Source organism: Flavitalea plasmicola (assembly GCF_030546645.1).
In the GTDB taxonomy this organism is placed as follows: domain Bacteria; phylum Bacteroidota; class Bacteroidia; order Chitinophagales; family Chitinophagaceae; genus Puia.
The window spans coordinates 421,396-432,605 of record NZ_JAUOTO010000008.1 but is presented as its reverse complement, the minus strand read 5'-3'; the positions used below and the strand labels follow the sequence as shown (position 1 = coordinate 432,605).

The 11,210-nt window shown below is 42.6% G+C and carries 8 protein-coding genes; 4 read left to right on the top strand and 4 right to left on the bottom strand.

Annotated features, from left to right (window positions below):
* From Q4E93_RS29565 to Q4E93_RS29550, 4 genes are all read left to right on the top strand, one after another.
* Window positions 1-1,986: condensation domain-containing protein (locus Q4E93_RS29565; protein ID WP_303591539.1), on the top strand; the 1,986-nt coding region annotated here is incomplete at its 5' end.
* Between the two features lie 485 nt (window positions 1,987-2,471).
* Window positions 2,472-4,169 (top strand): glycosyltransferase family 2 protein, encoded by a 1,698-nt coding sequence (locus tag Q4E93_RS29560; RefSeq protein ID WP_303591538.1) that lies wholly within the window; start codon window positions 2,472-2,474, stop codon window positions 4,167-4,169.
* Window positions 4,170-4,201: 32 nt separating this feature from the next.
* Window positions 4,202-6,400, top strand: coding sequence for a peptidase domain-containing ABC transporter (locus Q4E93_RS29555; protein WP_303591537.1), 2,199 nt, complete (start codon window positions 4,202-4,204; stop codon window positions 6,398-6,400).
* 18 nt (window positions 6,401-6,418) lie between these two features.
* Window positions 6,419-7,741, top strand: coding sequence for an HlyD family secretion protein (locus tag Q4E93_RS29550; protein WP_303591536.1), 1,323 nt, complete (start codon window positions 6,419-6,421; stop codon window positions 7,739-7,741).
* On the opposite strand, the gene Q4E93_RS29545 is transcribed toward Q4E93_RS29550, so the two are convergent.
* The 4 genes from Q4E93_RS29545 to Q4E93_RS29530 are packed head-to-tail and all read right to left on the bottom strand — an operon-like array spanning window position 7,711 to window position 11,146.
* Window positions 7,711-8,247, bottom strand: a complete 537-nt coding sequence (locus Q4E93_RS29545; protein WP_303591535.1) for a hypothetical protein — start codon at window positions 8,245-8,247, stop codon at window positions 7,711-7,713. The two genes, Q4E93_RS29550 and Q4E93_RS29545, sit on opposite strands and share 31 nt — an antisense overlap.
* A complete protein-coding gene (locus Q4E93_RS29540; RefSeq protein ID WP_303591534.1) occupies window positions 8,244-9,557 on the bottom strand; it encodes a glycosyltransferase in 1,314 nt (437 codons plus the stop codon). The genes Q4E93_RS29545 and Q4E93_RS29540 overlap by 4 nt, the downstream gene beginning before the upstream one ends.
* Before the next feature lie 4 nt (window positions 9,558-9,561).
* A complete protein-coding gene (locus Q4E93_RS29535) occupies window positions 9,562-10,356 on the bottom strand; it encodes a hypothetical protein (RefSeq protein ID WP_303591533.1) in 795 nt (264 codons plus the stop codon).
* Window positions 10,343-11,146: a hypothetical protein gene (locus Q4E93_RS29530; RefSeq protein ID WP_303591532.1), complete on the bottom strand. Its 804-nt coding sequence runs from the start codon at window positions 11,144-11,146 to the stop codon at window positions 10,343-10,345. Before Q4E93_RS29530 ends, Q4E93_RS29535 begins: the two co-directional genes overlap by 14 nt.
* Window positions 11,147-11,210: the final 64 nt, after the last annotated feature.

Sequence of the window (11,210 nt, the reverse complement as noted above, 5' to 3'; positions counted from 1 at the left end):
GGGGACCTGGCGCGGTGGCTGCCGGATGGGAATATAGCGTATATAGGGAGGAAGGATGACCAGGTGAAGATCCGGGGTTACCGGATCGAGTTGGGAGAGATCGAGGGAGTGCTGATGTCGGGCGGGCTGGTGCGTCAGGCGGCGGTGGTGGTGCGGGAGAGTGCAGGGGGAGCGAAGCGGTTGGTGGGCTATATCGTAGGGGAGGGTGTGTTTGACCGGGAAGGTATCGTATCGTATTTGCAGGAACGATTGCCGGAGTACATGATCCCGTCGGTGTGGGTGGAGCTACCGGAGCTGCCCCTGACCCCGAACGGGAAGACAGACAGGAAGGCCTTACCGGAGCCGGATGACAGCGGCCTGTTGAGGGGGCAATATGTGCCGCCGGGAACGGAGAGAGAAAAGAAAATGGTCAAAATATGGGAAGAGCTGCTGGAGGTGGAACGGGTGGGCGTGGAGGATAATTTTTTTGCGTTGGGAGGGCATTCGTTGCTGGCGATCAGGATGGTGTCGTCGATACGGAAAGAGCTGGGAGTGGGGTTGTCGTTGGGGGATGTATTTGAATATGCGACCATAAGATCGATGACCGACCTGATAGAAAGGAAAAAATATGCAGAGGATCCCTTGTTGCACCCTTTAGTAAATTCCCAGACAGAAAAGTTACATAATGCTGAAGATGTATATGAGACTTTGCACGCCCAAAGTTGGCGGTATTCGGAATATAAATCGGGTGTTTATCATCCAATGAAGTCATTGATTAAAAAAGAGTTGACGGATATAAACGAAAAAGCATTGTCAATGGCGGTAGACGCTTTGGCGGCACGACATGAAAGTTTGAGGACAACATTTTTGGATAGAGATGGACAAGTGCTACAAAAGATATACCCGGAAGGGCATTTTACTTCGAACTTGACTTCGGAAGACATCAGTGATCAAAAAAACAAAGAGAAAAGAATTAAAGACATAATCGATGAAATGCATAACTATGTATTTAAATTTGAATGTGAGCCATCTTTCAAATGCAGATTGCTTAAATATGAAAAAAACAAGCATTACTTTCTTTTCCTTATTGATCACATTATTTACGATGGCCAATCCCTCAGGATAATTCAGGAAGAACTGTTCATTCTCTATGATGCCTTCAGTAAGGGTTTACCCAATCCATTAGAGCCACTTAAAATACAGATCAGTGATTATGTAGCTTATCACAATAGCCATTTAAAGGGGGATAAATTAGCTTATCATATATCCTATTTCAGGCAACTCTTCAGGAGCCTTCCGCCACGGTTGAAAATAAGATCCTCGGATACGGGTGTTATTTCAGCAGCAGGTAACCCGGAGAATGCAGGATATAAGTTCGCGGTCTCAAAGGATATCCTGGACGGGATGCTGATACTGAGGCAAGATATTGAAATCAGTTCTTTCAACTTTTTATTAGCCGCTTATTGCGTATTCCTTAATAGAATAAGTGGACAAAATGATTTTGTTATAGATGCTCCCGTGTCTACACGTGACAATGAAGATTATTCGAAGATCATAGGATGGCTGACCGGTCTATTGATCTCGAGAGTAAAAATTGATCCTGAAGCAAGTTTTCGAGATCTATTGCTGACCTGCAGGAACATTATTATTGAGGCGATGGACCATATCTATTACCACACTATTACTTATGGGCAGTGGACAATGAAAGACGGATTGATCTCGCCCGTTCTCTGGGACGATTTGGTTGCAGCACAACTTAATATAGAGGATGAAACCATGGAGAAACCGATGAAGGATTTTGCGCCTTGTCATTTCGCCACAGGCTTTGCGTCTTCAGATATTAACTTCGGTATAAATATTTTCAATAACGGATTGATTGTAAATTGCAGATATAAAACCAATGCAATCAGTCCGTCAGAGATTGCTGGAATCTGCGAAAACTTTATTATTGTTTTAAGAATGGCGATCCAGTCGCCTGATGTTAAAATGAAACACTGGGATATTTAAGCGGATGTTTTTCCAATAAATCTGTAACTTTACTTAAACTCTTATCGTTATGGATTATGCAAAATTTACCATAATTACTTTTATCATTGCTACAATCGTCATAGCAATCGTAGGTAAGAAGTCTGTTTTTAGACAATTTGGATATCCTCAAAATAAAGTCGTTAGTGCCATTTGGCGAGCGCACCTATTTATCTCCATGATATTAGGGGCAGCTATCTCTATAGGGTTGGCGTTTCTTATCAAATTATTTTCTTAAATAGATCCACTTCATTTTATTGGCCGTCCGCATCCTGGCATGTCCAGACGATCACCCCTGGCTGGGCCCCCGGCTTCTATAAGCTCATGGAATGCCCATTGTGGAAAGTCCGGAAGATGTATTGTTTTTTTCTCCTGAAACTCGTATTACCTGGTGATTGATAAATTTATCGTCAGTAAATAGTGCTTTTCCTAAATTATCTTAATAACTGCCCGTTAGATTTTATCCCATGAAAGAAAAGGTCCAATCTTTTAAAAGAGCTTTGATCTCTAAAAAGTTTGTGAATGGCAAAGTGCTCGCATTGACGGTGGGGCTTGGTATTCTTTTCCTAGCCTTATTGACGATGTGGATAAGGCATCTTCCTTCGTATTTGATCATCCTCATTGATTTGCCCCTGTCGCTGATCACCTGGCATAGGATGTATCAGATCTTATACGATCTTAAATTATTGTTTGTGTTCAACGACGAATATGATGTCAAACTCCCTCCTCAGGAAAGAGTATGGCCGACAATTACCTTTATCATACCTTCCTACCAGGAACCCTTTAGCGTGGCAAAAATGACTTTTGATTCTGTTGTGAATGCGCCTTACAGCGGTAGAAAAGAGATCATTGCTGTAGATAACTCAAGAGACACATCGACGGAAGCTTTCCTCAGCTGGAAAACATATGTGGAGGACTTCAACACACTTCATCCGAATAATGGGATTAGCGCAAAATTCCTTCATAATCAAGAGAAGCGCACTTTAAAGCCGGGTAACCTGGACCTGGGACAGAAGAATATTGAAGAAGGTAAATTCGTGGTTATCCTGGATGTCGACTCCGCTCTTCCCGATAAGGAGGACTTGTTGGAGCTCGCTGTTGCTGAACTGGAAGCCGATAGTACGTTAGCCTTTATTCAATTCAGGATTAAGGCTACTAATGGTCATTTTAACGACCTCTCCCAGGCAGTCGCGGTCAGTCAGGACCTCTTAAGGTTAAGAATGATCAGCAGAGGGTACGGTGGTTATAAGATTTTCGAAGGTCACAACGGCATTTGGAGAAAGACGGTACTGGATGAATTAGGGACGTGGACAAATTATTACAGGGGAAAAATAGTCGTGACCGAAGATATTCTAAAGTCGACCCAGGCATACGCCAAAGGGTATTATGGCAAACCGTTGAACATACAGACCGGCGAGTGGGTCCCCAGCTCATTGAAAGCATTGGAAGGCATGTGGATGCGCTGGATGTATGGTAACTCCCAGACCTTTTTCAAATACTTCAGAAATTTCTATTCCAGGACGACGTCATTGTCTGAAAAAGTCGATCTTTCTTTTCATATCGGTCATCACCTGGTAACGCTGTTTTTCTTTTTGCTGGTCTTGCTTTTTCAATTGTTCATTCCTGGACCGCTTACAAATATTTTCATTCTGGCATTCGGTATTTCGGCTCAGCTAATAGGCGCTGCAACCAGCTATTTTACGGATGTACGCAAAATGAAAATGCCGATGATGAGAAAATTCCGGCATCTTTATGCGGGCTTCTTCATGATTGAGACCTTTATCATGTATACCCAGATCAAAAGCGACATCAAATTCCTTTTGCGTATTCCGCAGGGCTGGAAAGTCACCGAGAAAGGCCTCGAGAACAGCATGAGTTGGAATAGCGTCATCCTCAACAACTTATTTTATATTGTGCTTGCCGCCTTGTCGACGGGTGTATGTGTAATCTCCTGGTGCCGGAATTATCATATGTCGCCCAGCTCGATATGTTATCACTTAGGCCTGTTGTTTATAAACTTTAATCTCTTGCTTTGCATAGCTGTATTTGGAAAACAAGGCAGAAAATCCCACAACGATGTCGGATCTGCGATCATCAACAATACAACGATAGAAAAATTATCGGTGACTGAGTTGATGGAAGCCGAAGTTATTTATGGTAATTAGTTCTCCGGATGATAAAATGAGGTATTGAAACAATGAAGAGATTAAAATTTTATAAACAGTTGACCGTTACAGATAGTGGCCCTACCTGTCTGCGCATGGTGGCTCGCTATTATGGTAAGCACTACAATACGGATACCATACGTGGGCTGGGAGAATCGGTCTTGAGTGGAACGTCGTTGGTAGGATTGAGCGAGATGGCCCAAAAAATGGGATTCAGGACCAGGGGGGTAAAGGTGAGCTTTCAGCAGCTGATGAAAGAGGGCACCATGCCTTGCATATTACATTGGAGACAAGGGCATTTTGTAGTTCTTTTACCATCCTCGAAATTTTTTCGAAATAAACTAATAAAAGTAGCCGATCCTGCGATTGGTGTTATTAGCTGTTCTCATAGTGAACTAGCCAAGTCCTGGCTTAATTCGGTAAATGAAACCGGCGAAAGGGTGGGTGCCGCATTATTATTAGACACAACCCCGGGGTTTTATGCCGGGAAAGAGGAGGAGGTGCAAAAGATAAATTGGCACATTGTCATAAAGTATTTTCGCGGAAGCCGATGGCAGGTTGCACAGGTGTTTATTGCATTGCTCATCACGTCTCTATTTCAGTTGATGTTTCCATTTTTGACGCAAAGTGTTGTTGATATAGGGATCAATACAAAAAATCTGCAATTTATCGAACTCGTCATTATCGCTCAATTAGTACTCATTTTCAGCAGGACGGCGGTGGATTTTATAAGGAATCGTTTGTTGATGGAGATCGGTACTATTGTAAATTTATCTGTGTTGTCTGATTTTTGGATCAAGTTAACAAGTTTGCCTTTGTCCTATTTTGAACGCTACAGAATGGGAGATACGATGCAGCGCATCAATGACAACAGGAAGATACAGGGTTTTTTTACCGGATCGGCGGTGAGCACCCTCTTCTCTTTTATGAACTTTATTATATTCGGCATCGTATTGCTGACGTATAATGCGCAAGTCTTCTTAGTTTTTTTAGCTGGCGGCGCTTTGTACTTTGCCTGGGTGTACTCGTTCCTTGCAACCCGGCGTAAATTAAATTATCAAAGTTTTCAGGTGTATTCAAAAGAGAACAATGCCACTGTTCAGATGATCCAGGGCATGCAGGAAATAAAATTAAATAATGCAGAAGATCTGAAACGGTGGCACTGGGAAAATATCCAGACGGCTATATTCAAACTTGGCTATAAGCAACTTAATTATAACCAATTTCAGCAATCCGGAGCGCTGCTGATCAATCAGGGTAAGGATACGATAGTTACTTTTATGGTAGCACGCCTTGTCATAGAGGGTAATCTGACTTTTGGAACCATGTTGGCGATACAATATATTATAGGACAGCTCAGTAATCCAATTGAACAATTTGTTACGTTTATTCAAAATGTTCAGGACACCAAAATAAGCATGGAGCGGCTGAATGACATATATGATCTGGAAAATGAGGAGAAGCCCGGTGAAATATATATCAACTCATTGCCGGAGAACAAAAGCATACAGTTGAACAATCTGTCTTTTGCTTATTCCGGATCGAGTGACAAGCTTATTTTAAATGACATTAGCCTGGTAATACCGGAAGGGAAGGTGACGGCCATAGTAGGGCCAAGCGGAAGTGGTAAAACGACAATACTGAAATTGTTAATGAAATTTTATGAGCATTATTCCGGGGAATTAAGAATTGGCCGGGTCAATTTAAAGAATATGAATCCACGATACTGGAGACAGCAGTGCGGAGCTGTGTTGCAGGATGGATACATTTTTAATGATACGATTGCAGGGAACATCGCTGTCGGCTATGAAAGACCCGATCCTGAGAAGCTTTTTTATTCCTGTAAGCTGGCTAATATTTTGTCGTTTGTCGAATCGTTGCCAAAAGGTTTTAATACAGAGATAGGATATAGCGGAACTGGCATCAGCCAGGGGCAAAAACAACGCTTGCTTATAGCCAGGGCTATTTACAGAGACCCTAAGTATTTGTTCTTCGATGAATCAACTAATGCATTGGATTCCAATAATGAAAAGGAGATTGTGCAGAACCTGAGCACCTTCTTCCAGGGCAGAACCGTTGTTGTAGTGGCACATAGATTGAGTACTGTCAGGAATGCGGATAAAATAGTGGTGTTACAGGATGGAAAGGTCGCTGAAGAAGGTACTCACCAGGAACTGATCCAGGCTGAAGGCAAATATTACGAGTTGGTAAAAAATCAAATTTCAGAATGATCACATTATTCTAACTATATGGCAACGGATTTGAATGTTATACCTCACACTTCGATGTCAAAGAATGGACAAAAAGCGAGTTTTCGCTCCGAGGAGGCAATAGAGCTCCTTTTGGCAAGAAAGAGTTTTTTTTCCACCTGGGCGCTTCTCTTATTTCTGATCTTAATTTTGATTCTGTTTGTTGTGGCATGGTTTGTCCGGTATCCTGATATAATTCAGGCAAATGCTACTTTAACGGCAAGGAATGCGGTGAAGGAGATCAATGTTCGACAGTCCGGAAAGTTGATTGAACTTTTTGTTTCCAATGATGAGCAGGTACATGAGGATCAAACGATCGGCTGGATTGAAAGCGTTGCTGATCATCGACAGGTAATTCGTTTGTCCGTGGCATTGGATAAATCCGTGAAAATAATCTCCATGGGACAAATGGAGCAAATATCCGAGTTGTTTACGGACAAGTTCAAAGACCTGGGCGAGCTGCAGCCTGCCTATCAACAGTTTCTTACGGCGATGCAGCAATTCAATGATTATTTGGTAAACGGATATTATCAAAAACGAAGAGCGATCTTACTTAAAGATCTAGAGGGGTTAGAGAAAATAAGTGCGACACTATCACGACAGGGAGATCTCTCACGGCAGGATCTTAACCTTACTTCGGAAGAGCTTATTTCCAATGATACTCTATATAAGTATAAGGTTATTTCTTCACAGGATATGAGAACTGAGCATAGTAAATTTATATCAAAGCAAATGAATTTGTCGCAGGCTGAAATGTCCCTGTTATCGAATGCCAACGAGCAAAGAGATAAACAAAAAGAGATCAATGAGCTGGAGCATACGATATCTCAGCAAAATGTTATTTTTCAACAGGCTATTGAGACATTAAAAAGTGCAGTAGATGATTGGAGAAAGAAATATATCATTGAATCGCCGATAGAGGGTAGGGTTGTGTTTATCATTCCCTTGCAGCGAAACCAGCTTTTGCAGGCTGGCAAACAAGTGGGGTTTGTCAATCCTTCGGATACACGATATTATGCACAGGTGAATTTGCCGCAAGGGAATTTTGGTAAGATCAGTCTTGGGCAAAAGGTTCAATTGAGATTTGATGCCTACCCTTACGAACAATATGGTACCGTGGACGGTATACTGGATTATATTTCAAAAGTGCCTTCGGACAGCGGGTTCTTAGCCAATATAGAGTTGCCGAATGGGTTGGCGACAAACCAAAAAAAAGAGATCCAATATTATCCGGGCCTGAAATCTCAGGCGTTGATCATCACAGAGGACTTGAGGCTGTTGCAAAGACTCTTTTACAAGTTGGTAAAAGGAACGGATCGATGAACGGGTGATGTGGCAATTTCCCGCGCTGTATTTAACAGCCTTTGTATGATCTTAAAGGCAGCAAACTGTTTTTCAAAATCAAGGTCGAGGGAATTGCTGTGGATCTCCAATATTTGTATCAGTGTATCTGTGGAGGGGGCGGCCGTATATATCTGGTTGCAGACGCTTTCCCATTTGATATACCAATCCAGATCATGCATTTCCGGACAACATGCCTGATCCAGTATGGTGATAAATGACGCCATATGAGTGTCGAAAGTGTAATTGACGTATTTCTCTAACTCCCCATGCCTGCGAACGTCAATGCCTTTCCCGAGCCATTGTATAATAGTTTGTACGATCCGACAACAGTCTTGTATATCCTTGCCAGCGCATCCTCTGACTATTCCCAGTTGAATGAATTTATGGAAAACATATATGGTTTCGAATTTGGCCCCGGTCTTGCCCGCCACATTAATGATCGAGGTCGAAATAATGCCGTATGCTTTTTTGTATAGTGTGATCAATTTGAATTTCTTTTATTGATCTTTATGAATGTGAAAGCGAACTTGTGTCTCCATACCTTCAGGGAAGACTCGGCGAGGTCAAGGCAACCTTCGCGGATCAGTCTGAAATCCGTTCTCCATCTGGTAAGCAGGAAATTCCTGAAGTTGCTGTTCAGTCCTGTCTTTTCACTGGTAGTTATGGAATTGGGGCGTCTAAAGCGGATATAAAGAAAATCATCGCAATTGCCTGATTTTAAAAAAAAGTATGACCTAAGGAGGAATTGAGTGTCATATCCAAAGCTTCTGTCCGTAGAAAAGCCACCTGTCTGCAGGTAGGCCTTTTTGCTGATCAATGAAGTAGGGTGGAACAGGGAATGAAAGCCGTCTTTCCACGATAGAGCACGGGTGACATCCCATGGGAATCTTCTGATCATCACCTTTTTTAAGATCTGATCTATACGTAGTTCATGGGAACCGATCATATCCAGGCCCCGTTGTAGTAATTCATTCATCTGTATTGAAAACCTGTCTTTTGTAGAGATATCGTCTGAGTCCTGGAAGAAAATATATTCTTTATCCGTTTGGACAGCGGAGAAGTGCCTGGCCAGGTAAGGGCCCCTGTTTCCAGGTTTATTTTTAAGGATACTTATGCGACCGGCAATTTTATTAAACATATTCAGGTTCATTTTTTTGAATGAACTGTCGTCAAAACATAGGTTGATCCTGGAAGGGAGGGCGTCCGTGGCTTCCAGCGAAGACAAGCACCTGTTCAGAAGGTCTATCCTGCCTTTATGCGGGATCACCAAAAGGGAGTGGCGAAGCTTTTTAGTGGGTCTTTGTTTTCCACTCTGGTTGGTTTTCCCGACTTGAATAATTTTGAGGTCAGTTCTGTCGGAATTGAGGTACTTATAGGTAAAGGTATAAATTAAAGTTTCCAGATCGTTTTGTTCGATAAGTTTTATGGGAATAGCGGAAAAACAGTCCCTGTTCATAATGGCAAATGATCTGGCCGGCCCGTAATCGATATGGGAGATGATGGGAGGGGGGAAATACGGCAATAGGATGGCAGCATCAGCGTTCATGGTTTGACCCACCAGCTGCGACAGGGTTGCCTTTAAATGATCCGGATCAAAATTGTCGGCTGCGGCGATAATAACTACCGCCAGAGTATCCGGGGCCTGGGTGATCAGACGTTTATATTCCTTTCCGGAAAAAGGTATCGGCTGATGGTCGCCTGCGTTGGTCATTTTATCGCCGATCACGAGAATTAAGTCGTGTACCCGGGGAATGTCAATGGCCATGATCTGATCTTTTGAAATGTGTAAGAGCATATGACTATTTTACGGGGTGATGCAATTTGTTTTTTACGTATTCCCCAGCGCTGATCCTGGGACGGTATCGCATGGTTCCTGTCGATAAATCACCTTCCCGGCGTTGGTTCCCGGAAATATAGAACATGTTTTCGTTCCCCGGTTTCACAAAAGTGCCATAGCCTCCGAAATCCATTATTGAGAAGCCTGCCAGATGGAGCAGGGTAGGAATTAGTACCTCGTGGTGCCCTGTCCACTGATAAGTCAACTTAGCATGTAAATATCGCAATGCCTGGTTAGATATCCTGAAGATAGGGTTAAACGATCTATACCTGATCGTATAGGGGATGAAAGCGTCGGGATGACGCAACGAGCTCCACCAGTACCACCCCGGCTCTTCCTGTAGAGACCTGATATGGCTTGTGACAAAATCCGGCGCCATATCCAGGGAAGTAAAATAGTTGAAAAGAAGTGACCAGTCGCCATCGAATCGGACGTCATCTTCAATATTCCAGTAAAAGTCATAGTATGGGTAGCACAAGTAAAAGGCCAGCAAAGGGAAATGATTGCTCCCTGGTATTAATCCCCTGAAAATGCGACGATATCCCAATTTATCAATGTGCTTATCTGTAAAGACAAAAGTATCATCCGGGGCCAGTTCATCGGGTAGCATCCCATCGGTACTGTGATAAATAATATTTGCCATGCCAAACCGGGAGCTCCCCTGCTTGATAGCGGCAAAATGGTCAATTACATTTTTAGACGATTTATTCGTCAACACGCAAAAAGCCTGTGTCTTTCTGTTATCAAGAAGCATCATATAAATACTTAATTTTCAGCCTAATTGTACATTCTATGTAATATAGCAGTATCGACCCGGATCGTACCGTCAATCCCATATGCCGAAAGATGAGATATAATATTTGGTTATGCCATTCCCTGGGCGGATATTCTGCGTTTGGATATAATTCATCAGGATTGATGGTATACAAAAATGCAGTCCACTGCGCTAACCATGCAGTGCGGCCTTTGTCATGTTGCGTATCAAATACTATTGCTGCATATTCCTCCAATATACCTTGGTTTTGAATATATTTATTCTCTATGAAATTCCGGGCCCATCCCAGAATTATCACTTCTGAACTATAGATCTCCAACAGCTGACCGATGCTCAGTATTTTTCTTTGCAATATGGTTTTTATCAGGGCCATGCACAGTAAAAAAGATGATATCAGTATCGTGTCCTCATCAAGCGTTGCATTTAATGATTGGCGCATAATGATGTTGGATAGATGAAAGGCGTTATTGGATCGTCGGAGCGCAATGACCAGTTCGATATCAGATATGCTCCTTTGATCATGGAAGACCACTCCGCCGCGGCTTATTTTCTGGAGAATTTTCCGGCATGCTTCGCTATCCTCTTCCCGGACATATAATTCTATCATTAGCAATAGTTCGGGGGAATTTTGCTTTTCAACCTGGTACATTTTAGATGAGCCCCGATCAATGGCATACTGTTCCAAAAAAGAAGCGATCTCGCCGCAGAAAGAATCCGGGTCCTTTCCGTCCGGGCGAAGGGAAACATGAAAATATAGAAGGAACTGGTTCATACGGTCTGCCTGTAAATATCTTTAAAAAAAAGAGTTGTTCGGTGAAAGATCCATTATTTTTTTT